This window comes from Chryseobacterium sp. JAH (assembly GCF_001507335.1).
GTDB lineage: Bacteria > Bacteroidota > Bacteroidia > Flavobacteriales > Weeksellaceae > Chryseobacterium.
Window position 1 is genome coordinate 121,649 of sequence record NZ_LMAH01000001.1, and the last position, 24,446, is coordinate 146,094.

The following is a 24,446-nucleotide window of genomic DNA, read 5'->3' on the forward strand; positions in this document are numbered from 1 at the left end:
TTCATAAAAACAGATAAGCAAAACATCGGCATCGTAAAAGTATGAAAGAAACTGTCCTTATTAATTAAAACAAAAGGATTTCAAATTTTGAAACCCCTTATGTTTTAATTAATCACTCGCTCCAGCACCCAGTCAATCAGCCTTTTTTCAGACTGATGATGGTCTACTGAGAATTCTCCACGTCTTCTGTTAGCAATCACGTTGTTTACAGTAATTGCTTGATGACCTAGAAGTTTAGAGAAAGCATAAATCGCAGAAGTTTCCATTTCAAAATTGGTAATGCCAAGACCATTTAAAGTTTCGAGAAACTTGTCATCCAAAGCTTTTAAACGAAGTTCTCTTCCCTGTGGTGCATAAAACCCAGGGAAAGTTGCCGTATTGCCGTGGTATTTTGCATCTTTAAAAACTTCTCCCAATTCTTCAGACCACTCAGAGAAATACAGCATAGGCTTAATCTTTTCGTAAGGAAATTTTTCTAAAAAGTTCTTAGAAAATTCATTCTCAAAATGGTAATCCTGATAGAAATTCATCAATCCGTCTAACCCTACCACATTTTGAGTAACCAGCATATTATCGACCTGCACATCAGGGTTTACGCTGCCGCAGGTTCCCATTCTGAAAAGTTTTAAAGATTTGTGCTCAGTCTTGAATTCCTTTTTCTGAAGATCAATATTTACCAAAGCATCAAGCTCGTTCATCACGATGTCGATGTTTTCTGTTCCAATGCCCGTAGACATTACAGAAATTCTTTCACCACGCAAAGTTCCGGTGTGGGTATAGAATTCTCTTTTGTTCTTTTTAATTTCTACACTATCGAAATATTTTGAAACCTTCGGAACACGATCAGGATCGCCCACAAGGATTACTTTATCGGCAATATCTTCAGGTAAAAGATTCAGATGGTAAACACTTCCGTCTTCATTCAGCACCAGCTCTGAGGCTGCGAGTTTATTGAGCATATTTTTTTAGTTTGATTGAAATTGCTAAACCTGAATTTTTCAGGGATTTAAAATTACTTAAAATTAAATGAAGGAAAATATAAACATTATTTAATTTTTCGTTAAAACTGCGGTAACGTTGGGATGATAGTTTTGCAGATGAAAAATTTTCAAGGGTCTTATCCTTTACTTATTCTTATTGCTTTCATTGGAATTGCGGCGATGTCATTCAATCCGGTTCATAAAGGATTTGAAAACCAAAAAACATTTGTTGCACAAGGTTTACTCCGTTTTAAAAATCATCTTGAAAGTTTAAAGACCGATGTGTATCTTTTCAGAGAAGATAAAGTCAATGCAGAACAGCTTCGGAACTCATTAAGAATTACCCGAAATTCATATAAGGAAATTGAGTTTTTCATCGCTTATCATTATCCTGAATTTTCTAAAACGCATCTCAATGCTGCTCCTTTGTTCAGAATTGAAGCAGCAGGAACGAGTGCTTATACGCTTCCACCGGAAGGATTGCAGGTTTTGGATGAATTGATTTTTTCTGAGGAAGTAAACGAACAAAAGGAAAAAATCATCGAGATTACAGATTATTTGTACAACAATTACAATAATTTCTATCTAAGCTCCATCACAAATGGGTTAAGCAAAGGAAATAACAAAACACTGCCCCTGAGAATCGAGTTGATCAGAATTTATACATTAGGATTGACTGGTTTTGATACGCCAGGCTCGCTAAACATCTCTGAGGAAGCTGCATTTGCTTTAAAGGGAATGAAAAAATACATTGAGGATGATGCTTATTTTAAGAATTTTAATTCAGTTAAAGCACACCAATTTTTAGATGAAGGCGCTCTTTATCTAAATAAAAACAAAGATTTTGAAAAATTTGACAGAATTGAGTTTTACAAGAAGTATCTGCAGCCACTGTATGAAGAATTAGGAAACTGGGACGGAAATACGGATGATTTAAAAGAATTTTCGGGATGGAATGTGGCTAATAAAAACTTTTTCAGCAGTGATTTTTTAGACCCATATTTTTATACCATTTTAAAAGGTTCGGAAGATAACGATGATTTAAAAGCTTTAGGCAAAGAAATTTTCTACGACCGGAATCTCAGCGACAACGGAAAAATGAGCTGTGCATCCTGTCATCTTCCCGAAAATGCATTTACTGATCTTAAAACTAAATCTTTAAGTAACGTGGAAGGGAAAACGGTTTTGCGCAATTCACCTTCATTATATAATGCTGTGTTTGCCAAAAGATTTTTCTATGACATGCGTGCTTTTTACCTAGAGCAGCAGGCAGAACATGTGATCTATAACCATGATGAGTTTAATACCAGCTATGAAAGCATCATCAAAAAGCTGAAAAATAAATCTGATTACAAAAAAGCATTCCGTAAAGCTTTTAAAAACGGAGACATCAATAAGCAGAAATTTTCTAAAGCGTTGAGTTCTTACGTAGCTTCGCTTTACTCTTTTGACAGCGATTTTGACCGTTTTATGAGAAATGAAAAAGACATTTCTGATGATGCTAAAAAAGGTTTTAATCTATTTATGGGAAAAGCCAACTGTGCGACCTGTCATTTTGCTCCCCATTTTTCAGGGCTGGTGCCACCGTTATTCAATGAAAATGAATCTGAAGTTTTGGGAGTGACAAAGCAGCCAATTAAAAAATCTCCTCTGGAAATTGATTCTGACCAAGGAAGAATAAAAAGTAATGTAAAAAAAGAAGATTCCTGGATCTACGAAAACTCTTTTAAAACGATGACTGTAAGAAATATTGCTTTGACGAAGCCTTATTTCCACAACGGTGCTTTCAATACTTTGGAAGAAGTTCTAGATTTCTATAATGAAGGGGGCGCAGAAGGTTTAGGTTTAAAAATTAATAATCAAACTTTACCTGCAGACAAACTTAATCTTAGCGACACCGAAATTAAGCAACTCATCGCATTTCTGAATTCTTTAACAGATATCAGTAAAACAAACGTGAAGTAACATTTATAGTCGATTATTATGTAGTACAAGCCACCCATATGGGATGGCTTTCGTTATATTAATCTACTTATTTTAGAGGCACTATTGATGCGATTTTTTTTAAGTAGTTTTTCTACAGCATTATTTCTAAAAGACTTTCTATTGAAATCTGTCCTAATTATATTGATAATTGGTAAAATTACGTCTTTTTGTTTTCGTTCTTTTCATCTCGAAGGTTAACAATAAATTAATCTCCGTAATATTTGATTTGAAATTAATTAATATTTGAGTTGATTTTATTAAAACCTTATTAACAGAGGGCTCGTTCTAATAAAATAGCTTTGCAAAAGAAAAAATAAAAGTATTTAAAAGTGAAAAGAAAACTACTTTCAGTTGCAGCACTTGCAGTGATGACGACATCAATAGTTCAGGCACAAACTACCATTTTTCCTTTAGGATCATCATGGAAATTTAGTGATAACGACGTAGCTCTTGCTAGTACTTGGAAAGATTCCAACTATGATACGTCGGCATGGGCCTCTGGAAACGGACCTTTGGGCTATGGTGATCCCGTGACAACTGCCTTTGTTACAGGTGTAGACACAGCTTATCTTACGAAAGATTTCACAGTAAACTTAGCCGATCTTAGCGCAACTATGGAATTTGGAGTTAGAAGAGATGACGGTATTGTCGTTTATCTGAACGGCGAAGAGGTTTTTAGAGACAATATGCCTACAGGAGTAGTGACGCATACTACTTTATCCAGTACAACGGTTGACGGCTCAGCGGAAACGGCAATCAATGTTTTTTCAATTCCTAAAAACAAATTTGTACAGGGAGTTAACAGAATTGCAATAGAACTGCATAACAGAAGCACCGGAAGTTCAGATTTGACGATTGATGCCTATCTTAAAACTACAGTGGTGACTCCTCCTGCTGGAACTGTATTTGCTCAAGGTTCTTCATGGAAATATAAAGATGATAACCAGGCTCAGGTTGCACAGTGGAAAGATACAAGTTTTGATACTTCAGCATGGTCTTCAGGAAACGGTCCTTTAGGATATGGAGATCCCGTAACAACGATCATTGGTTCAGGATTGGCAACAGCGTATTTTACTAAAGATTTCACTGTTAATTTGGCAGATCTTTCGAGCAGTATGGAACTTGGTGTAATGAGAGATGATGGAGTTGTTGTTTATGTTAACGGCGAAGAAGTAGTGAGAGATAATATGCCTGCAGGCGTAATTACGCACAATACATTTTCAAGCACTATTGTTGACGGAGCTGCAGAAACTACGTACAATACTTTTATTATTCCAAAAACAAAATTTGTACAGGGAAATAACAGAATCTCTATTGAGGTTCACAACAGAGATCTTACAAGTTCAGATCTGAAAATGGATGCTTATCTCAAAAATTCTACTGTAGTAATACCTCCAGTCTACACGTGTACAGGTACTCACATCAGCTGTTTTACTTCGATTGTACCCACTACTCAAACTTCAAAACTAATTATTCCTGCGGAACACAGATTCCAAATGATTTTAAAGGAAGGTGATGCATATACAGAAGGAGGCGGACTTGTTGGCGGACTGAATGACTTCACTGGATATGTAGCTAAAAATGCGAGCAGCGTAGACGGTTATCTTTCGGTAAACCACGAAACCAATCCTGGTGGAGTGACAATGGCTGAAATTAATTATAATCCTTCGTCAAAACTTTGGGCGCTGACAAAATCAAGAGGTGTTGATTTTTCTGGAACGAGCTTGGTTCAGACGATTAGAAACTGTTCTGGTGGTGTTACACCTTGGGGAACCATTGTTACAGCTGAAGAATCTGTTACAGGAAATGATACCAATGCAGATGGATACCATGATTACGGATGGTTGGTAGAAATTAATCCGGTAACCGCTCAGGTAATGTCACATAATCCCGCGGGAACAAAAGACAAGCTTTGGCAGATGGGAATTATGAACCATGAAAATGTGGTGATCAATAATACAGGAACCATTGCATATTACGGCGAAGATGGCGGTACACACATGGTTTACAAATATGTGATGGACACTCCTAATAATCTATCTTCAGGAAATTTATATGTATTAAAGTTAGATCAAGGTTTGAGCAGTGGAAATCCTGTAACAACAACAGCTACGTGGGTTCAGGTTCCAAATAAAATACAGGCGGACCAGAATAATACCACGGCTTTAGCACAGTCATTGGGAGGAACTTCGTTCAACGGAATTGAAGATATAGAAATTAGCCCTTTGGACGGCAAAATTTACTTTACGGCAAAAGGTTTAAGCAAAGTGTACCGTATGCAGGATAATGGTATGACCGCATCTCAAGTTGAAGTTTTCGTTGGCGGATCTTCTACACAATACTCATTCAACACAGCACAAGGTATTAAAACTGAAGCATGGGGGTCAGGAAATGACAACCTTACCTTTGACGAGTTAGGAAATCTATGGGTTCTTCAGGATGGTGGTAAAAACTACATTTGGGTAGTAGCACCGGATCATACGGCAGCAAATCCTAAAGTAAGATTATTTGCTTCAATGCCTGCGGGTTCCGAGCCTACAGGTTTAACATTTACACCCGATCATAAATTTGGTTTTTTCTCTATCCAGCATCCGAATGCGACAATTGATACAGATATTGATGCTACGGGTAACGTAATCAATTATAAAGGAAAATCGGCTACTATGGTCGTTGCCTTACAGCAGTTTTTAGGTACCGCTGCGGTGTTAGAGACTACAGAAACAATCAAAGAAACAGAGGTTACAGTATCACCGAATCCTACATCAGGATTGGTGAAAATAAATTCTGCTAAAGCCTTGAAAAACCTTCATATGACAGCTTACAGCATGGATGGTAAGATTGTTTATCAAAAGAAGTTTACAGGAAACAATTCATCTATAGACTTAGATTTTACATCTCAATTACAAACTTCAAGAGTATTAATGCTAAACATCGAAGCTGAAGGTTTCCAGAAAACCGTGAAAATTCTCAAAAAATAATTACTTAATTTCTTTCTCAGCTGCCGGCAGTTTCTTTGTCGGTGGCTTTTTTATTTTTAAAAATTGTTGTTAATTTTTTTAGTCTCCCGTATGAAAAAAATATTTCTAATCTTAACTCTATTGTCTGCTTATCAATTTAAGGCACAGATTGATCCGATAAAATATCCGACATATACCGATATTGAGGATGCTTTGAAAAGCAAAAAAACAGTGTACAGTATGAGCTTCAGAGATAAAGGAATTTTTAATATTCCTCCTGATCTCGTGAAGATAGATTCGATTTTTTTCCTTAATCTGATGGGAAATAAACTAGAGAAAATGGATGAGGGAATTTTTAGTTTGAAAGAATTGGAAATATTAAATCTCAATGTCAACAGTATAAAATTTATCCCTGACGAAATTGGAGAATTAAGAAAACTGACCACTTTTTCAATAAACCTGAACAGTCTCACAAAAATAAATCCTAATCTTGCCAAACTTCAGAAGCTGAAGACAGTACATTTTGATGCCAATAATCTGAATGTTTTTCCCGAAGCATTGTTAGGAATTCCGACATTGGAAGAAATCAATCTTCACAGCAATCAGATCAGTTTTGTTTCTCAGGATTTAGATAAAATTAAAAATTTAAAATATTTAAACCTGTCAGCCAATCAAATTAATGATCTAACAGGTGTGAAATTTCCCAAAAAATTAAAATATTTGGAACTCCAGCAGAATGCTATTGTCAAACTTCCCGAATCTTTATTTAAATCAAAAAATATTGAATTTTTGAATGTGAGTAATAATCATCTTAAAGAAGTTTCATCTAAAGTAAAAGGTTTAAAAGGGATTGTGAGCATGAATTTGGCAAACAATCAACTGAATGATCTTCCGAAAGAATTTCACCAGCTTAAAAATCTAAAAACATTAATTTTAGCCGGAAATCCAATGGAAAAGGAAACGATTCAAAAATTAAAAAAATTAATGCCTCAAACGCAAATCTATTTTTAAAATTACCCACCGACTCTTTTTGTTTTAAATCCCAGGTCCTTCAGGATATTCATGATTTTATCGCGGTTATCACCTTGAATGATAATCGTTCCGTCTTTTTCAGAGCCACCTATTCCCAGCGTGGTTTTTATTTTTTTTGAAATTTTTTTCAAATCTTCCTCACTACCTTCCCAACCTTCGACGATGGTCACGGGTTTCCCGTTTCTGCCTTTCTTTTCAAACTTGCAAACCAACGGTTCTTTTTGCTTAAACTCTTCTTCAGGCATTTTAAAATCCTGCTCTTCATGCTCGGGAAAAAGGTTTTTAAGTTGATCACGTAAATCCATAGGACAAAATTAATAAAATTTTTAAAAGGTTTGGAGCTTAGATAAATATATACGTATAATTTGGATGACTGACATGTATATGATTGTTCGTATTACGTTGCTAAATGAAATGGGCTTTGTTTATCCTTAGTAAAGGATAATTAATTAAAAAAACTTGTTTTTTAGTGCAATTGAAAACAATGCAACGATGTACAAAGAATCATATACTAAAGAGAAGTTGCAAAAAGCAGTTTTATTAATTTTCGAAAACAAAGATTTAAATACTACGTTTCACTGTTTAAAGTAAACTATAATATTGGGTTCAGTAATATAATTTTTTAATAAAAATTTAAGTTGTTCAAATTCTTGAATTCATTTCTAAATCGATAAATTTGTTTGTTAAAAATAAATTTAAAATGTCAAAAAAAGCAATACTGGCAATACTTGACGGATGGGGTTTGGGTCAAAATCCTGAAGTTTCCGCAATCGCACAGGCAAATACACCGTTTATAGACAGTTGTTATCAAAAATATCCTCATACAACTTTAGAGGCAAGTGGTCTCGCAGTAGGGCTTCCTGTAGGCCAGATGGGAAACTCTGAAGTAGGACACATGAATTTGGGTGCCGGAAGAGTAGTGTATCAAAATCTGGTAAAACTCAATATGGCAGTTGAAAATGGAACTTTAGGTCATGAAGAAGTTATTCAGGAAGCTTTTGCTTATGCCAAGACAGAAAATAAAAATGTGCATTTCATTGGATTAGTATCCAACGGAGGAGTGCATTCACATATCAATCACTTAAAAGGATTATTAACTGCTGCAAGCGAATACGGATTGCACGAAAATGTGTATGTTCATGCATTTACAGATGGTAGAGATTGCGATCCTCATTCTGGTTTAGTTTTTATTAAAGAACTTCAGGATCACATGTCTGCAACAACCGGTGAGTTGGCAACCGTGATTGGCAGATATTTCGCAATGGATAGAGACAGACGCTGGGAGCGTGTAAAACTGGCTTATGATGCAATGGTGAACGGTATTGGTGAGCGAACCACTGATGCAGTTTCTCTGATTCAAAATTCATATAATGAGGGTGTAACAGATGAGTTTATTAAACCGATTATTTTGGTGAAAGAAACGCAGATTGGAAACATTGTTCCGGTCGCAAACATTGTTGATAATGATGTGGTGATTTGTTTTAATTTCCGTACAGACAGAGGTAGAGAGATTACTGAAGTTCTCTGTCAACATGATATGCCTGAATATTTCATGCGAAAACTGAATCTTCACTATGTTACTCTAACCAATTACGACAAAACTTACGAAAACGTAAAAGTAGTTTTTGATGAAGATGTTTTAAAGGAAACTATGGGCGAAATTCTTGAAAGAAACGGGAAATCCCAAATAAGAATTGCTGAAACAGAAAAATATCCTCACGTTACATTTTTCTTTTCGGGAGGGCGTGAAGAAGAGTTTCATGGTGAAAAAAGATTGCTTTGCCCGAGCCCTAAAGATGTTCCGACTTACGATCTTAAACCTGAAATGTCTGCCTATGAAATTACAAATTCAATTTTACCTGAATTAGAAAATGAAACGGCCGATTTTATCTGTTTAAATTTTGCCAATACAGATATGGTTGGACACACCGGAGTTTTTGAAGCAGCGGTAAGAGCAGCAGAAACAGTGGACAAATGCATCGAAAAAGTTGCTACAACAGCTTTCGAACATGGTTATGCAGTCTTCATTCTTGCAGATCATGGAAATTCTGATGTAATGAAAAATGCAGATGGTTCGCCAAACACACAGCATTCAACTAATTTGGTGCCGTTAATCGTTATGGATAAAGATCATCAATGGAATTTGAAACCTGGAAAACTTGGTGATATGGCTCCAACGATCTTATCAGTAATGGGCGTTGAAATCCCTGCAATTATGACGGGTGATATATTAGTAAGCTAACTGTATACGATTATGAAATTTATACCGTTGTCTATAGAGATGGCGGTATTTTTTATGATTTTGGTCAGACATGCTATGAGAGACATAGAATATTATGCGCTAAATAATAAAATATTAATATCTTTGTAAATTATAAACGTATTTAAGAATGTACAATAAGCTCGTAAGAAAAGAGGTAATGGGTATTTTGGAAAAAGAAGTTGGTTCTTTTTTAGATAAATTTTTAACGCCAATTGAAAAGATTTGGCAGCCATCTGACTATTTACCGGATCCTTCAAGTGAAAACTTTAAATACGATTTAGATGAAATTCAGACTTTTGCACGTGAAATGCCTTATGATTTGTTCGTAACCTTAATTGGTGACTGTATTACAGAAGAAGCATTGCCTTCGTACGAATCTTGGCTAATGGGCGTTGATGGTGTTGATCAGGAAGAAAAAGTGGGATGGGCAAACTGGGTGAGATCTTGGACGGGTGAAGAAAACCGTCATGGAGATTTATTAAACAAATACCTTTATTTGTGCGGAAGAGTGAACATGAGAGAAGTTGAAATCACTACCCAATATCTGATCAGCGACGGTTTTGATCTGGGAACGAGCATGGATCCTTACAGAAACTTTGTTTATACCAGCTTCCAGGAAACTGCTACCAATATTTCTCACCGTAGAGTAGGAACTTTGGCAAAACAATGCGGGAATGGCAAATTGGCAAAAATGTGTGGGGTTATTGCTGCAGATGAAGCACGACATGCAAAAGCGTATAAACATTTCGTAGCAAAAATTCTTGAATTAGATCCTTCGGAAATGATTTTAGCGTTTGAAGATATGATGCGTAAAAAAATTGTAATGCCTGCACACTTAATGAGACAGTCAGGACAGAAAGCAGGTGAGCTTTGGGGACATTTTTCGGATGCTGCACAAAGATGCATGGTTTACACAGGTCAGGATTATATCAATATCATGAAAGATTTGTTAGACGAATGGAAAATCGAACATGTGACAGGTCTTACCGAAAAAGCTGAAAAAGCACAGGAATATCTAATGAAACTTCCATCCAGATTACAGAAGATTACCGACAGGGTTTCAACTCCTGATTTACAGTTTCAATTCAGCTGGGTTAAAAATTAGTTTCCAATTTAACATTAAATTATAAGTAGGAGTGTCGGATGTTTTTTCGACACTCTTTTTTATTTATTATCTTTGCCAAGCTAAAAAAGAACAAAATGGTTAGTAATAAAAAAATTGCTGTAGATTTCGACGGAACAATTGTAGACGATGCATATCCTGGAATTGGGAAAGCTAAAATTTTCGCATTTGATACATTGAAAAAATTACAATCTCAAGGATACAGATTAATACTTTGGACATACAGACACGGTAAAACTCTTGATGAAGCCATAGAATTCTGTAGAAAAAACGGAATTGAGTTTTATGCAATTAATTCTAGTTTTGAAGGAGAAGTTTTTGATAGCGAAACACAATCAAGAAAATTGGATGCAGACTGGTTTATTGATGACAGAAATATTGGTGGCTTTCCTGGATGGGGTGAGATTTATAATATTATTAACGAAAGAATAGAATTCCGTGTAGAAGGGAAGGAAGTTTTAGCCTATTCAAAATTAAAAAAAGAAAAGAAAAAAGGGCTTTTCTGGTAAAATAACTTAGAAATTAGAAGTCAGTAATTAGAAATTATTTTTTAAAACTACTTTTGATTTATAATAAAGAATATAGATGATTGAAGATTATAGAACTTAAGATTTTTCATTAAGTTAGTCCAATGTCTGTCATCTATTATTTAATATCTATTAAAAAATGATTCAATTAAAAACGATAGACGAGCTTCGTCTGATGAGAGAAAGTGCTCAGTTGGTTTCACGCACATTAGGAATGTTGGCAAAAGAAATCAAACCGGGAATTACCACTTTATATTTAGATAAATTAGCTCATGATTTCATCAAAGATCATGGTGCAGAACCAGCGTTTTTAGGATATGGAGGTTTTCCATATTCGTTATGTATTTCGCCTAACGAACAAGTAGTCCACGGTTTTCCAAGCAAAGAAGAAATAAAAGAAGGAGATGTACTCTCAGTAGATTGTGGAGCGGTGTTAAACGGTTTTGTAGGTGATCACGCTTATACTTTTGAAATCGGTGAAGTGAAACCCGAAATCAAAAAATTACTTAAAATAACCAAAGAATCTCTATACAAAGGAATTGCACAATGTGTAAGAGGAAAGAGAATTGGAGATATTTCTCATGCAATTCAGTCGTATTGTGAGAAAGAAGGTTATGGTGTTGTGAAAGAGTTGGTAGGTCATGGTTTAGGCAGAAAAATGCACGAAGATCCAAGTGTTCCGAACTATGGAAAACAAGGAAGTGGAAAAGTCATTAAAGACGGTTTAACGATTGCAATCGAGCCGATGATCAATTTGGGAACCGAAAAAGTGAAATTTCATAATGACGGCTGGACAGTTACCACTCTTGATAATCAAACTTCTGCGCACTTTGAACATGACGTAGCCGTAATTAATGGCAAACCCGTGTTACTTTCTACTTTCAAATACGTGTATGAAGCGTTAGGAATCAAAAGTGATGAAGAAAAGCCTTTCCAAATGGAATTTTAATGAAAAAGCTGACTAAGTTTTTACTCAACAAAATCCCTCGTCCGATGCTTATTCAGATGAGTGTTTGGGCACGACCTTTAATCTACCAGTTCTTCAAAGGAGATCAGTTTTTTGATCCAATTGACGGAAGATCTTATCGAAAATTTCTACCTTACGGTTATGGTAAGCAAAGAGAAAATGCTTTATCACCAGGAACGTTAAGTTTGGAAAGACACCGTCAAATGTGGCTGTATCTGCAGAATGAAACTGATTTTTTCATAAAGAACTCAAAAGTTTTACACATAGCTCCAGAACAGGAATTTTTAAGAAAATTTAAAAGAATGAGCAATCTCAATTATATTTCGGCAGATCTTTACTCGCCGATTGTAGATGTGAAAGCCGATATTTTAGATTTACCTTTTGATAATGACAGTTTTGATGTGATTTTTTGCAATCATGTTTTAGAACATATTGAAGATGATTCTAAGGCAATGAGCGAATTGTACCGTGTTCTGAAACCGGGCGGCTGGGGAATCGTTCAGGTTCCGATGAAAAATTCTTTGGAAAAAACTTATGAAGATTTCACCATTAAAGATCCAAAAGAACGTCAGAAACATTTCGGTCAGTATGATCACGTTCGCTGGTACGGAATGGATTATTTTGACCGCTTAAGAAAAGTAGGTTTCGAAACAGAACCTAATTTTTACTCAAAACAATTCTCTGATGCAGAAATTTTAAAATACGGGCTCAATCACAACGAGATTTTACCTGTCGTTTATAAAAAATAATAAAACGTCTTCAATTTTGAAGACGTTTTTGTTTGTATCGAAACTTTCAAAACTTATGAAAGTGGTATTGAAAACTAATGAGAAACTGCTTTCAAACCAATCACTGAACCAATCAGTGTACAGATAAAAAATATCCTCCAAAAACTTATCGGATCTTTAAATACCAAAATTCCCATTAAAACTGTTCCTACAGCACCAATTCCCGTCCAGACTGCATAGGCGGTTCCTATTGGAAGAGTTTCGGTAGCTTTGATAAGTAAAAGCATACTGATGGTAAGACAGGCTAGAAAACCTCCGAACCACCAATACATTTCGTTTCCCGATGTTTCTTTTACTTTACCTAAACAAGAGGCAAACCCGACTTCAAATAGCCCTGCGATAATTAAGATAATCCAATTCATGATTTATAATTTACAGTACAAAGGTGAGGATTTCGTTTAGCTTAAAATTTTACATTTGTTAAAAAGCAAATCAATCCTAGAGATTATGAAATTTGATTTTGAAATAAAAATTTAATTTAAAATAAAAATATTATCTCGTAGTTTTAGCAAATGAAGCAAATCAATTTTAAAATAAATCTGCAGTATCTGCATAATTAGCAAGAGTGAAAAAAATCACCTTATTTCTGCACGAATCCTACTCAAACTTACCTGCGTAATTCCCAGATAAGAAGCAATATGTCCCAGTTGAACTCTTTGTATAAGATAAGGTTTGTCTCTCAGTAAATCTTTATACCGTTCCAAAGCCGTTTTGTATTGTCTAGATATAATCAGTTCTTCAGTTTTAATCAGTTCACGTTCAGCAAACTTTCTTCCCCAATTGGCAATATGAATATCTTCATTAAATAAAGCTTTTAATGTTGAAGTTTCCAAACGGTAAAGTTCGCAATCTTCCAAAAGTTCAATACTTTCATATCCGGGTTTCTCTTCAACGTAACTTTTCATTGAGACTACAGGTTCACCTTCCAAGCCAAACCAGAAGGTGATATCATTATTCTCTGAAGAAGTAAAGGCTCGAACAATTCCTTTTTTCAAAAAGTAAATATGAGGAACAACCTTATCAGCTTCCATTAAAACAAGACCTTTTGGATGCGTAACTTCGGTGATGTATTGCTTTAGTTTGTCTTTAGAAATAGTCGGAAGAGGGTAGATGCGATCAATAATCTCGTCAATATTCATAAAAAATAATAATTGCAGAAGTTATTTGTTGAAACATAATTCTTTGTATTTCGTTTTGAAGTGAACAACTTTATTTAACTTTATTAAATATTCATCCTACAAAATCTTTCGTTCAACCTTGAGATCAAAACTTTTAAAGTATTCAAAAATACACTTTTTTCAACATCTAATTTTAATATAGAGCACAAGACCGATTTTGTTTTACTAACTTTGCAAATCGTAATAAAAGCGACTTAATTTTTTTATATGCATAAAGCAGGATTTGTAAATATCGTTGGAAAGCCAAACGCTGGAAAATCAACCCTTCTGAATCAATTGATGGGTGAAAAACTAGCAATCGTTACCCAAAAGGCACAGACAACAAGACATAGAATTTTTGGAATTTATAATGAAGAAGACTTACAGATCGTATTTTCTGATACTCCCGGAGTTTTAGATCCTAAATACGGTTTGCAGGAAAAAATGATGGATTTTGTAAAAGATTCATTACAGGATGCAGACGTTTTTCTTTATATAGTAGACGTTACTGATAAATCTGAACAATCAGCATTTTTAATTGAGAAATTAAATAAAATTCCTGTACCCGTGTTGTTGCTATTAAATAAAATTGACCAGACCAATCAGGAAGGTCTAGAAAAAATAGCTACGGAATGGCACGAGAGAATTCCAAAAGCTGAAATTCTACCTATTTCGGCCTTGAACGCGTTTAATATTGATGTTATTTTACCAAAACTGAAATCAATGTTACCGGAAAGTCCGGCGTACTATGATAAAGATATGTACACCGACAAGCCTGAGCGATTTTTTGTAAACGAAGCGATCAGAGAGAAAATTCTTTTGAATTATGACAAAGAAATTCCCTATTCTGTAGAAGTGGTGACCGAAATGTTTAAAGAAAAGGAGGGTATTATCTTTATCGACTCGATTATTTATGTGGAAAGAGATACTCAAAAAGGAATTATCATTGGTCATAAGGGGGAAGCAATTAAAAAAGTAGGAACGGAAGCAAGAATAGATCTGGAGAAATTTTTCTCAAAAAAAATACATTTGAACCTGTTTGTGAAAGTGAAAAAAGATTGGAGAAAGAATGACAGAGATTTGAAGAATTTCGGATATCGATAGACTAAAAAAGTCAATATTCATCATTGAATTAAAAGATTTTTATTATCTTTAAACTAAATTTTTAATCAATGAGCTATTCAAACTTAAAAGCTAATCCAATATACATTGACATCGTTTTATTGATAGTAAGATTATTTATTGGTTTTGCGATGTTATCTCACGGTTTTCCAAAACTCCAGACATTGTTAGAAGGTGGTGATATTAAATTTTTTGATTTCTTGGGATTGGGACCTACTATTTCTTTGGGATTAACTGTTTTTGCAGAATTTATCTGTTCAATCTTTCTGATTTTAGGATTGTTTACAAGAATTGCAGTGGGATTCCTTATGTTTACGATGATTATTGCAGGTTTTGTAGTACATGGCTCAGATCCTTTTGAAAAGAGAGAGGTAAGTCTGCTTTATTTATCAGTGTATGCTCTGGTCATGACTTTAGGAGCAGGAAGATTCTCCATTGACGGCATGATTGAAAAAAGAAGGAGAGCTTCAGATTGGTAAGATCATAACATGAAAAATATATAGAGCGGTAATTTATTTACCGCTTTTTTTTGTTTAATTGGAATTGATCTCGTACTCTGTTACAGGGTTCTTATGTGACAATGAGCCTGTTCTAAAACGTTTTAAAATAAATAAAATGTCTAAATTTTCAATCTGATTTCGTGCTGCTTTTTTGGTTAATTAGTTTTTATTAAATTCGTAAAAAATCAAAAAGATAATGAAGATCAAATTAACCATCTGTTTGCTGGCGTTTCTTAATTTTTATGAAGCTCAGGAAAATATTTCTTACCAAAAACCCTCTGCCGAGATCTTAAAATTGGCAGATTATGACAGACCACCTAGTGTAATGACCAATTCAAAAAAAGACTGGGTTGTTTTTACCTATCGTCCAACATACAAAACTCTTGATGATCTCAATCAGCAGGAAATGAAATTGGGTGGATTAAGAATCAATCCGGTAACGAATATTTCAAGCTCTACATCTTATTCTTACAATTTAAAAGTAAGAAAGATGAATGATAAAAATGAAGTTCAGGTGAAAGGTTTACCGACAAATCCGAAAATTACCAATACTTCTTTTTCACCGGACGAGAAAAAATTAGCTTTTACCAATACGACCGATAAAGGTGTTGAACTTTGGATTGTTGACTTAGAAACGGCAACGGCAAAGAAAATCACAAAAGATAATCTGAATGCCAATTTAGGAAATCCGTATAGCTGGATCAAAGATTCACAAAGCTTTCTTATTAAAGTTCTTCCTGAAAACAGACCCAAACTTACAGATTCTTCTAAAGATTTACCCACAGGTCCTATTGTTTCTACAGCTGACGGAAAGGTATCTCAGAACAGAACATATCAGGATTTGCTTAAAAATCCACAGGATGAAAAGAATTTTGAAATTCTGACCGCTTCCGAATTGTATCAAGTAGATTTAAATGGAAATGTAAAAAAGATAAAAGATCAGGATTTGTATGGAGGGGTTAGTTATTCTCCAGATGGAAATTATCTTATGCTCACTACACTTAAAAAGCCATTTTCGTATATTGTTCCGCTAAGTAGGTTTCCGATGACAACGACGGTTTATGATGCGAAAGGAAATGTTGTGAAGGTGGTGAATGAAGTTCCGTTGAATGAGATCATGCCGAAAGGATTTTCATCGGTGAGAACCGGAAAGAGAGATATGAGCTGGAGAGCTGATCAACCTGCAACTTTGGTTTTCGCTGAAGCTTTAGATGGGGGAGATCAGTCTAAAACCGTTGATTTTAGAGATGAAGTTTTCACCTGGGAAGCTCCGTTTAATGCGCAGCCAAAGTCTTTCTTTAAGACAAAACAGCGGTATGAAGGTACAAGCTGGACGAATAATCATTATGCGATTGTTTCTGAAGGTTGGTATGATACGAGAAATACAAAATCTTATTTGGTAGATTTAAATGACGGAAAATCACAGGTTATCGAAGACCGGAATTATCAGGATGTCTACAGCGATCCAGGAAGTTTCAATACCACCAAAAATGATTTCGGAAGATATGTTTTAGACATGAAAAATGACAAAGCTTATCTGATTGGAGCAGGATTTACCAAAGACGGACAGCATCCTTTTATTGATGAGATGGATATGAAATCTTTGAAAAAGAAAAGACTTTACACTTCAAATCTTAAAGGTGCCAAAGAAGAGATTATCGATATTATCAATCCCTCGAAAGGAGAAGTATTGACGATTCAGCAGTCGGCAAGTCAGTATCCGAATTACTTTAAGAAAAATATTAAATCTAATAAGACCGAAGCGGTTACCAATTTTGCCAATCCTTTTGAAAGCATCAAAGATGTGTACAAAGAAGTCATTACGTACAAAAGAAATGATGGCGTGACTTTAACTGGAACTCTTTATTTACCTGCAAACTACGACAGAAAGGCAAAAAAAGAAAAACTTCCATTGTTGATTTGGGCTTATCCTACAGAATATAAAGACAAAAATACAGCAGGGCAAAATACTCAGAACCCGAACGATTTTACGTTCCCTTACTATGGCTCATTTGTATACTGGACAGCAAAAGGATATGCGGTCTTGGATGATGCTGCTTTCCCAATCATTGGAGAAGGAAAAACAGAACCCAACGATACGTTTATTCCTCAATTGGTGGCCAACGGAAAAGCTGCTATCAATGCCGTTGACCAATTGGGTTATATTGATAGAACAAAAGTAGCAGTTGGTGGACATTCTTACGGCGCATTTATGACAGCCAATCTTTTGACCCATTCTAAAGATTATGCCTGCGGAATTGCAAGAAGTGGTGCGTATAACAGAACTTTGACGCCGTTTGGTTTCCAAAGCGAACAGAGAAATTTCTGGGATGTTCCTGAAATCTATAACACGATGTCACCTTTTATGAATGCGGATAAAATGAAAACGCCGATGTTGCTGATTCATGGTGATGCCGATAATAATCCGGGAACATTCACTTTGCAGACGGAAAGATATTTTCAGGCTTTGAAAAATCTTGGTGCACCTGTAAAGATGGTTCTTCTTCCGAAAGAAGCTCACGGTTACGTAGCTAAAGAAAACATACTTCATCTTCTTTGGGAACAGGATCAATTTCTGGAGAAATGTTTAAAGAAATAAATGATAAAACCTCGCTCAATTGAGCGAGGTTTTTTATGGAATTTTTTTAAGTGATATTCAAAGGGCCTTTTTCATCATCAAATCAGTCTGATCCTCATTTCCAAATTTGAAAATATGTTGACCAAATTCCACAAAACCGTTTTTCCTATAAAACTGAACTGCTCTGCGATTTTCTTCCCAAACACCTAACCAAACATACCCTAAATTTTTATCTTTGGCAATTTCTAAAGCTTTCTTATAAAGAATTTGTCCGACTTTTTTACCGTGAAAATCTTTTAAAACATATATTCTTTCAATTTCAAGGGAGTCGTTATCCTGCAGCTCTGTTTGAGCATCTCTAAAATTTATTTTCAAGTATCCAACAGCTTCTTCATCTGATAATGCAAAGAAAAATTCCGAGTTTTCGTTTTTAATTTCTGCTGTTAATTTTTCAATGGTGAAACCCTTAGCCATGTATTCAGCCATGTTTTCTTCCGTATTGTCTGGTGAGAACGTGTCGAAAAAAGTTTGTTTGGCAATTTTTTGAAGCTGATCTACGTTTTCTATTCCAATTTGTTTTAATATAATTTCTTGCATGATTTTACTAATTAACTTTTCTTTTCAATTGAATAAATCAGTCCTTCCTGACCCTCAAAATTAAAATCTTGTTGATATTGAAGCCCGATCTTCTCTAAGACTTTAATAGAAGCAATATTTTTTTATGGATCTTCCAATGATTGTTTTTAATTTAATTTTTCAAAACCATATTTGATGCAGGCCTTTGCGCTTTCCGTAGCAAAACCTTGATTCCAGAAATGCTCGAAAAGCCGAAAGCCGATATCGGTTTCATCCAGCTTTTCAGTATATTTTAATCCAGACCAGCCAAGAAATTCTTGTGTCGATTTTTGTATTACTGCCCATCTTCCAAATCCATTTTGCTGATAATCTGAATAGTCTTTTAAAAAAGTTCTTGCTTCATCAATATCTTTGAATGCAGAGTTTCCTGTATACTTAATGACGTTTGGATTTAAATTTAATTCATAAAAACCTTCTGCGTCACCAATATTAAATTCTCGTAGCAGAAGACGATTGGTTTCTAGTATAGTTTTCATTTTTAAGTGCGAATCTTAAAGTAAAGATAACCAATAAAAAAAGCGATCCAAAAATCGCTTTCATATTATAAATTATTTGATTGAAGTCTCCTGGCAGACATATTGAGAAAACGTTTTACCAGCAAAAATGCGGAGACGGTTAATCCCAATCCAAGGGCAATCCACATTCCGAAAGCTCCCATTCTTAAGGTTACACAAAGAAAATATCCCAAAGGAATGGTAATCAGCCAATAGGCAATAAATGTAATGATTGACGGGATTTTGACATCCTGCAAACCTCGCAACATTCCCAATGCGGTTACCTGAATTCCGTCAGAAAGCTGGAATAATGCAGCAATGATCATCAGTTTTGATGCCAACATTATCACTTCCACTTCTTCAGGTTTTGTGAAAAATGTAGGTAAAATATTTCGTCCTAATATGAAGATAATTCCACAAAGACACATAAAAAGGAAGGCAATTTTCAGATTGTTGATTCCTATTTTTCTAAATTCTACAAAATTTTGTTCGCCAAGTTTACGCCCAATCATCACCGTAGATGCCACACTGAAACCGATACATAAATTAAAAGTAAATGATGCCATACTCAATGCAATCTGATGCGAAGCAATGTCATGAGAAGAAATTAATCCACAGATAAATGCCGCTGCCGCAAAAGCAGTTACTTCAAAGAACATTTGTAAAGCCGTCGGGAAGCCTAATCTCACCATTTTTTCAAACATTTGCTTAGAGAAAACCTGTATTTTTAAAGAAAACTGCTTGACATATAATCTAGTTTTTGGTTCCTTTATTAAAACAAAATAAAGAAAAACCACCATGAATATTCTGGCTATTAAACTCGCTAGAGCTGAACCTTTTACACCCATTTCAGGGAAAATCCAAAGTCCTTTGATAAAGACATAATTCAAAACGATATTAATTACATTCGCAATAATAGTTGCTTTAGTTACTCCAATTGTATATGATAATCCTTCGGAAACTTCTCTCAATGTCTGAAATGCCATAAACGGAACAATACTAATCGCCATGATCCATAAAAAGTCTGCTGTATCAGGAATTATTTTCGCCGGTTGACCAGAATGATAGAGTAGAGGTAATCCTGCAAACAGGACCAGCATCAGAATAATCCCTACGGTCATATTAATCACAAAACCATGACTGAAAACTGAATTGATGGTCTTATGATCATTCTGAGAATGCGCCTCAGACACCAATGGAGGAATGGCAAACGAAAATCCCAATGCCAAAACAAACATTGAGAAAAAAACTGCATTTCCCAAAGAAACAGACGCCAGAGCATCAGCACCTAATAATCTACCTACAATAATATTATCGAACAGGTTTACAGAAACCTGCCCAACTTGGGTAAGCATTACCGGAAGTGCCAGTGTAAGGGCTTCCTTCGTGTAATTTTTATTTAAAAAGCTCATAATAGTTCAAAAAAAATTTGCAGTATAGTTACTGCAAATTTTTATAATTTATTTTAATTAATAATTAAATTATTTTCTCACAAAACTTGCAACATCTTCTTGGGAAACTGTAGTTCCTCCAAGGATAATTAATCTTTCCACAACGTTTCTCAGCTCTCTGATATTTCCTGTCCATGATAGTGCTTTTAAGGCATCAATAGCAGTCTCATCAAACTTTTTCAAAGCTGTACCGTGCTCATCAGAAATCAACGTAGAGAAGTGGTCTACCAGCAATTTGATATCTTCTTTTCTCTCATCCAAAGGCGGAACGTAGATTTCGATAACCGATAATCTGTGATATAAATCTTCTCTGAATCTACCAGCCTCGATTTCCGTCGCCATATTTTTATTGGTTGCTGCAAGTACCCTCACATCAACTTTGATCTCTTTATCGCTTCCTACAGGAGAAACTTTGCTTTCCTGCAATGCTCTCAAAACTTTTGCCTGAGCAATTAAACTCATGTCTCCAATTTCATCCAGGAAAATAGTACCGCCGGTAGCCTGTTCAAATTTCCCTTGTTTGTCTTTGATAGCCCCTGTAAAAGAACCTTTTACGTGACCGAAAAGTTCAGACTCAATCAATTCAGAAGGAATCGCAGCACAGTTTACTTCCACCATCGGACCTCTTGCTCTTTCACTTAAATTATGAATAGCATGGGCTACCAATTCTTTTCCGGCACCATTAGGACCAGTAATTAAAACTCTCGCATCAGAAACCGCCACTTTTTCAATCATTTCCTGAATTTTTTTCAACGGAGCAGATTCACCAATCATTTGGTATTTCTTGTTGACTTTTCTTTTCAGGGTTTTGTTCTCGGTCTGAAGATTTTTATTTTCTTTCTTTAGAGTTTCTTTTACTAAAGCGTTTTTCACACTTGTAATCAATCGGTTGATGTCGATTGGTTTTGAGATAAAATCGTAAGCTCCATCCTTTAAGCAAGCTACCGCAGAATCGATATCGGCATGACCTGAAATCATTATAAATGTTGATTCAGGCTTCAAAACCAAGCTTTGCTTCAAAAACTCGGTACCTGACATTTTAGGCATTTTAATATCTGAAATTACTAAAGCAAAGTCTTCTTTCTCAACTTGTTTATAGCCTTCAAGGCCATCTTCAGCAATAACAAATTCATAATCGGCCAATTCATCCGAAAGAATACTGTGAAGTACTCCGGAGATTGCTTTTTCGTCTTCTACAATAAGGATTTTTTGCATAGTCGCAAATTTAGGTATTTTTTGGTTGAGTATTAGCAAAAATCGTTCCCAAAAGTCTATATCGAGTAATCTCTTCTTCCAAAAATTGCAGAACCTACACGTACAGAGTTAGCGCCACATTCAATTGCGATAGGGAAGTCGTCACTCATTCCCATAGAAAGTGTTTGTAATGGTTTGTTTGTATTTAAATTATCGAAAAATTTCTTCAATTTTTCAAATTCTTTTTTTACTTGGTTTTTATCTTCAGTAAAAGTTGCCATCCCCATCAATCCCGTAATTTCGATGTTTGGAAATTCTCCGTCAATAAATTTTTGAAATAAACTTTTGGCTTCTTCTATTTGCAATCCGAACTTTGTGTCTTCCTCGGCAATCTTTACCTGAAGTAAAACTTTGATTTTTCGGCTATGCTTCCTTGCTTCTTTATTAATTTCATTTAAAAGCTTTTCAGAATCAACACTTTGAATGGTATCAATAAATTCTGCAATGTATTTGACTTTGTTGGTTTGAAGATGCCCAATCAAATGCCATTGAATATCCTGTGGAAGCTGAGGATGCTTCTCAACCAATTCCTGTACTTTATTTTCACCAAAAACTTTTTGCCCCAAATCATACACTTCCTGAATCGCAGAAACGGGATGTGTTTTTGAAACCGTCACCAATTCAACATTAGATGGAAGTTGTTTTTTTATATTGTTGTAATTTTCCTGAATATTCATACTTGCAAATTTCTGAAATTTAGAAACGAAAAACTATTAAATAATGGAATTACTTTTAAGGATGGAAATTTGTACAAAAAATTATCTCGCTGATTTCACAGATTGACACAGATGCGAATAAGAATTATATATACAAGCAACTGTATAATTCGTGGGAGATCAAATTAATTTAAAACTTCATTAATTTTTGGATATTCCGAAATTTTCCGGAATACAAAACGATTGGTTTTCTGCAGTTTTTCAATAAATAAATCCAATTCATTGACAGAATCAGCATCAGTTAAATACTGATCATGAGTAAGAAACACAAGATGTCTTGAAGTTTTTTCAAGGTCATTAAAGAAAATACTATCTACTCTTTTGATCATCATCTGATGATTATCTTTGAGCTGCATTTTATTCGTGGGTTTCCATTCGAGATCCCATCCGATTACTTTATAACCAGCAGTTTTTAATCTGTCTGCAGCCTCTTTTGAACTTTTGATGTCAGTACTTGTAATGTTGTTGAGCCTCCAGATATTTCTTCCCGGAGTTCTGGCAATTTTATTCTGTAATCTTAAGCTGTCTTTTGCAGTATCAAAATCATGAACAACTAATGCGGGATTTTTGTAGAAGTCTGTGTATCTGTTATGAGCGTGAGTGTGACTGTGATTAGCCAATTCTATTAATCTGTCTTTTCTAAGTGATTCCAGGTCCTCCTTTTGTCGTGTGCTTCCGTTAGCATGTTCACCAACCAAAAATGCAGTGGCAGAAACATTCCTTTTATGAAGAATTTTAAGAAGGTTTTCTGTCCCTCGATTTGGACCGTCATCAAATGTGAGATAAATGACTCTTTTATCTGAAATGATTTCATCATCATCAATTTTCAAAACTTGCTTTGCGAAGGGAGGTGCTTTAGAAATCACCGTTTCAGATTCTTTCTTGTCTTTTTTCTGATTACAACCTGTAAACAAAATTGATGTTGCACCGAACACTGCAACCATCCCTAGAAAAGTCCTGTTGAAAGACTTTTCCGCAAAAGTTTTTTTCATAAAAATCGAAGGGTATTAATTGTTAAAAAAATGTTAATTTTAAAGTTTTAAATTTAGCAATTTTAATACCACTAATTGTGAAAAATTTTAAAATTTAATTTAATTTTAATAAAATTATTAACCCAATATTTTTTGAAGATAGATGCCATTTTTGATTGCTGAAATTCCCCAGGTATTATTGAAAAAGATAAATGATTTCAAACATGAACCTTGAATTTTTTCTGCCAAATCATTCAAATAATTTTCTGAGTATTCTGATTTGTAAAGAACAGGTTTCCCATGAAGCCGATAGTAAAATACATCGTCTGAATTGATTACGACCTCTTCAGGAAGGTTCCCCGGAAAACTTACCCCTGAGAAAATAATTTTATTTCTCTGAAGCAATTTAAAGATTTCATCATTCCACCAGGATTCATGACGGAATTCAATAACTTTTAAAAATTGAGAATCAACATTTTCTAAAATCCGGTTTACATTTTCCTCAGTATTTTTAAATGAAGGTGGAAACTGGTATAAAAATCCTGCGAGCTTTTCTTTTAAATTGCTTTGAATATGCGTGCAGAATTCAGTGATTTCTTCTTTGCAGTTTTCCAATCTTTTTTCATGCGAAATGGTCTTTGGAATTTTAATGAAAAATTTAAAATCTTCAGGAGTTTCATCATACCATTTTTGAAGCGTTTTGGCGGTTGGTTTTCTGTAAAATGTAGAATTTATTTCAACAGCATTGAAATGCTGCGAATACAAACTTAAATAATCTTTACTTTTAGCATTTTCGGGATACAAAACTCCCTTCCAATCATTGTTGTAAAAACCTGAGCATCCGATGTAAAGATTTTCTTTTTTCATTTTAACAAATATATGCTTTCGCAGACCTTTCAGTTTATACAGATTCTTTCAGATAATTATTTTCAAACATCAATTTG

Annotated in this window: 22 protein-coding genes; 11 read left to right on the forward strand and 11 right to left on the reverse strand. The window is 34.8% G+C overall.

The genetic code is table 11. The features are described 5' to 3' along the window. Positions 1–104 precede the first annotated feature (104 nt). A complete protein-coding gene (locus AR685_RS00570) occupies positions 105–959 on the reverse strand; it encodes a nucleoside phosphorylase (RefSeq protein ID WP_047443925.1) in 855 nt (284 codons plus the stop codon). Positions 960–1,097: 138 nt separating this feature from the next. Between AR685_RS00570 and AR685_RS00575 the strand changes: the two genes are divergently transcribed. The 3 genes from AR685_RS00575 (at position 1,098) to AR685_RS00585 (ending at position 6,934) form a co-directional block, all read left to right on the forward strand. Next, the gene (locus AR685_RS00575) at positions 1,098–2,945 is read left to right on the forward strand and encodes a cytochrome-c peroxidase (RefSeq protein WP_059123417.1); all 1,848 of its coding nucleotides are present in this window, start codon (positions 1,098–1,100) and stop codon (positions 2,943–2,945) included. A 350-nt stretch (positions 2,946–3,295) separates the two neighbouring features. Then, positions 3,296–5,944 (forward strand): alkaline phosphatase PhoX, encoded by a 2,649-nt coding sequence (locus tag AR685_RS00580; RefSeq protein WP_228376364.1) that lies wholly within the window; start codon positions 3,296–3,298, stop codon positions 5,942–5,944. A 90-nt stretch (positions 5,945–6,034) separates the two neighbouring features. Continuing rightward, positions 6,035–6,934 carry a leucine-rich repeat domain-containing protein gene (locus AR685_RS00585; RefSeq protein WP_059123418.1) on the forward strand — a complete coding sequence of 300 codons (900 nt, stop codon included), beginning with the start codon at positions 6,035–6,037 and terminating at the stop codon, positions 6,932–6,934. A 2-nt stretch (positions 6,935–6,936) separates the two neighbouring features. Here AR685_RS00585 and AR685_RS00590 read toward each other — a convergent pair whose 3' ends face one another. Next, entirely contained in the window at positions 6,937–7,260 is a 324-nt protein-coding gene (locus AR685_RS00590) for a translation initiation factor (RefSeq protein ID WP_047443928.1), read from the reverse strand. Between the two features lie 395 nt (positions 7,261–7,655). Here AR685_RS00590 and gpmI point away from each other — a divergent pair, with 395 nt between their 5' ends. The 5 genes from gpmI (at position 7,656) to AR685_RS00615 (ending at position 12,584) form a co-directional block, all read left to right on the forward strand. After that, entirely contained in the window at positions 7,656–9,197 is a 1,542-nt protein-coding gene (gpmI, locus tag AR685_RS00595) for a 2,3-bisphosphoglycerate-independent phosphoglycerate mutase (protein WP_059123419.1), read from the forward strand. A 148-nt stretch (positions 9,198–9,345) separates the two neighbouring features. Then, entirely contained in the window at positions 9,346–10,323 is a 978-nt protein-coding gene (locus AR685_RS00600; RefSeq protein WP_047443930.1) for an acyl-ACP desaturase, read from the forward strand. 95 nt (positions 10,324–10,418) lie between these two features. After that, the gene (locus AR685_RS00605) at positions 10,419–10,850 is read left to right on the forward strand and encodes a BT0820 family HAD-type phosphatase (RefSeq protein ID WP_047443931.1); all 432 of its coding nucleotides are present in this window, start codon (positions 10,419–10,421) and stop codon (positions 10,848–10,850) included. A gap of 157 nt (positions 10,851–11,007) precedes the next feature. Next, the gene (map, locus tag AR685_RS00610; RefSeq protein WP_047443932.1) at positions 11,008–11,817 is read left to right on the forward strand and encodes a type I methionyl aminopeptidase; all 810 of its coding nucleotides are present in this window, start codon (positions 11,008–11,010) and stop codon (positions 11,815–11,817) included. Further along, entirely contained in the window at positions 11,817–12,584 is a 768-nt protein-coding gene (locus AR685_RS00615) for a class I SAM-dependent methyltransferase (protein ID WP_047443933.1), read from the forward strand. Before map ends, AR685_RS00615 begins: the two co-directional genes overlap by 1 nt. Before the next feature lie 74 nt (positions 12,585–12,658). Here AR685_RS00615 and AR685_RS00620 read toward each other — a convergent pair whose 3' ends face one another. Next, entirely contained in the window at positions 12,659–12,985 is a 327-nt protein-coding gene (locus AR685_RS00620; protein ID WP_059123420.1) for a DMT family transporter, read from the reverse strand. A 213-nt stretch (positions 12,986–13,198) separates the two neighbouring features. Continuing rightward, entirely contained in the window at positions 13,199–13,762 is a 564-nt protein-coding gene (locus tag AR685_RS00625) for a Crp/Fnr family transcriptional regulator (protein ID WP_047443935.1), read from the reverse strand. A gap of 246 nt (positions 13,763–14,008) precedes the next feature. Between AR685_RS00625 and era the strand changes: the two genes are divergently transcribed. From era to AR685_RS00640, 3 genes are all read left to right on the forward strand, one after another. After that, a complete protein-coding gene (era, locus tag AR685_RS00630; RefSeq protein ID WP_047443936.1) occupies positions 14,009–14,884 on the forward strand; it encodes a GTPase Era in 876 nt (291 codons plus the stop codon). Between the two features lie 68 nt (positions 14,885–14,952). After that, positions 14,953–15,381, forward strand: coding sequence for a DoxX family protein (locus AR685_RS00635; protein ID WP_059123421.1), 429 nt, complete (start codon positions 14,953–14,955; stop codon positions 15,379–15,381). 217 nt (positions 15,382–15,598) lie between these two features. After that, a complete protein-coding gene (locus tag AR685_RS00640; RefSeq protein WP_059123422.1) occupies positions 15,599–18,001 on the forward strand; it encodes an alpha/beta hydrolase family protein in 2,403 nt (800 codons plus the stop codon). 57 nt (positions 18,002–18,058) lie between these two features. On the opposite strand, the gene AR685_RS00645 is transcribed toward AR685_RS00640, so the two are convergent. The 7 genes from AR685_RS00645 to AR685_RS00675 all read right to left on the reverse strand — a co-directional run bounded on the left by AR685_RS00645 (position 18,059) and on the right by AR685_RS00675 (position 24,369). Further along, positions 18,059–18,577, reverse strand: coding sequence for a GNAT family N-acetyltransferase (locus tag AR685_RS00645; protein WP_059123423.1), 519 nt, complete (start codon positions 18,575–18,577; stop codon positions 18,059–18,061). 146 nt (positions 18,578–18,723) lie between these two features. Further along, positions 18,724–19,092 carry a GNAT family N-acetyltransferase gene (locus AR685_RS00650; RefSeq protein ID WP_317040552.1) on the reverse strand — a complete coding sequence of 123 codons (369 nt, stop codon included), beginning with the start codon at positions 19,090–19,092 and terminating at the stop codon, positions 18,724–18,726. 65 nt (positions 19,093–19,157) lie between these two features. Further along, on the reverse strand, positions 19,158–20,522 hold the full coding sequence (locus AR685_RS00655) for an MATE family efflux transporter (RefSeq protein ID WP_059123424.1): 1,365 nt from the start codon (positions 20,520–20,522) through the stop codon (positions 19,158–19,160). A gap of 69 nt (positions 20,523–20,591) precedes the next feature. Next, positions 20,592–21,776, reverse strand: a complete 1,185-nt coding sequence (locus AR685_RS00660; RefSeq protein WP_059123425.1) for a sigma-54-dependent transcriptional regulator — start codon at positions 21,774–21,776, stop codon at positions 20,592–20,594. 56 nt (positions 21,777–21,832) lie between these two features. Then, positions 21,833–22,492 carry a YggS family pyridoxal phosphate-dependent enzyme gene (locus tag AR685_RS00665; protein ID WP_047443942.1) on the reverse strand — a complete coding sequence of 220 codons (660 nt, stop codon included), beginning with the start codon at positions 22,490–22,492 and terminating at the stop codon, positions 21,833–21,835. Between the two features lie 164 nt (positions 22,493–22,656). Next, on the reverse strand, positions 22,657–23,523 hold the full coding sequence (locus tag AR685_RS00670) for a polysaccharide deacetylase family protein (RefSeq protein WP_059123426.1): 867 nt from the start codon (positions 23,521–23,523) through the stop codon (positions 22,657–22,659). Positions 23,524–23,640: 117 nt separating this feature from the next. After that, a complete protein-coding gene (locus tag AR685_RS00675; protein WP_047443944.1) occupies positions 23,641–24,369 on the reverse strand; it encodes a DUF72 domain-containing protein in 729 nt (242 codons plus the stop codon). Between the last annotated feature and the right edge of the window lie 77 nt (positions 24,370–24,446).

Coding starts and splice junctions, on each gene's coding strand:
- AR685_RS00575 (WP_059123417.1), top strand. CDS start 1,098: ATGAAAAATTTTCAAGGGTCTTATCCTTTACTTATTCTTATTGCTTTC.
- gpmI (WP_059123419.1), top strand. CDS start 7,656: ATGTCAAAAAAAGCAATACTGGCAATACTTGACGGATGGGGTTTGGGT.
- AR685_RS00665 (WP_047443942.1), bottom strand. CDS start 22,492: ATGAATATTCAGGAAAATTACAACAATATAAAAAAACAACTTCCATCT.
- AR685_RS00650 (WP_317040552.1), bottom strand. CDS start 19,092: ATGAAAACTATACTAGAAACCAATCGTCTTCTGCTACGAGAATTTAAT.
- AR685_RS00625 (WP_047443935.1), bottom strand. CDS start 13,762: ATGAATATTGACGAGATTATTGATCGCATCTACCCTCTTCCGACTATT.
- AR685_RS00645 (WP_059123423.1), bottom strand. CDS start 18,577: ATGCAAGAAATTATATTAAAACAAATTGGAATAGAAAACGTAGATCAG.
- AR685_RS00605 (WP_047443931.1), top strand. CDS start 10,419: ATGGTTAGTAATAAAAAAATTGCTGTAGATTTCGACGGAACAATTGTA.
- AR685_RS00675 (WP_047443944.1), bottom strand. CDS start 24,369: ATGAAAAAAGAAAATCTTTACATCGGATGCTCAGGTTTTTACAACAAT.
- AR685_RS00615 (WP_047443933.1), top strand. CDS start 11,817: ATGAAAAAGCTGACTAAGTTTTTACTCAACAAAATCCCTCGTCCGATG.
- era (WP_047443936.1), top strand. CDS start 14,009: ATGCATAAAGCAGGATTTGTAAATATCGTTGGAAAGCCAAACGCTGGA.
- AR685_RS00660 (WP_059123425.1), bottom strand. CDS start 21,776: ATGCAAAAAATCCTTATTGTAGAAGACGAAAAAGCAATCTCCGGAGTA.
- AR685_RS00620 (WP_059123420.1), bottom strand. CDS start 12,985: ATGAATTGGATTATCTTAATTATCGCAGGGCTATTTGAAGTCGGGTTT.
- AR685_RS00600 (WP_047443930.1), top strand. CDS start 9,346: ATGTACAATAAGCTCGTAAGAAAAGAGGTAATGGGTATTTTGGAAAAA.
- AR685_RS00585 (WP_059123418.1), top strand. CDS start 6,035: ATGAAAAAAATATTTCTAATCTTAACTCTATTGTCTGCTTATCAATTT.
- AR685_RS00670 (WP_059123426.1), bottom strand. CDS start 23,523: ATGAAAAAAACTTTTGCGGAAAAGTCTTTCAACAGGACTTTTCTAGGG.
- AR685_RS00570 (WP_047443925.1), bottom strand. CDS start 959: ATGCTCAATAAACTCGCAGCCTCAGAGCTGGTGCTGAATGAAGACGGA.
- AR685_RS00655 (WP_059123424.1), bottom strand. CDS start 20,522: ATGAGCTTTTTAAATAAAAATTACACGAAGGAAGCCCTTACACTGGCA.
- AR685_RS00635 (WP_059123421.1), top strand. CDS start 14,953: ATGAGCTATTCAAACTTAAAAGCTAATCCAATATACATTGACATCGTT.
- AR685_RS00640 (WP_059123422.1), top strand. CDS start 15,599: ATGAAGATCAAATTAACCATCTGTTTGCTGGCGTTTCTTAATTTTTAT.
- map (WP_047443932.1), top strand. CDS start 11,008: ATGATTCAATTAAAAACGATAGACGAGCTTCGTCTGATGAGAGAAAGT.
- AR685_RS00590 (WP_047443928.1), bottom strand. CDS start 7,260: ATGGATTTACGTGATCAACTTAAAAACCTTTTTCCCGAGCATGAAGAG.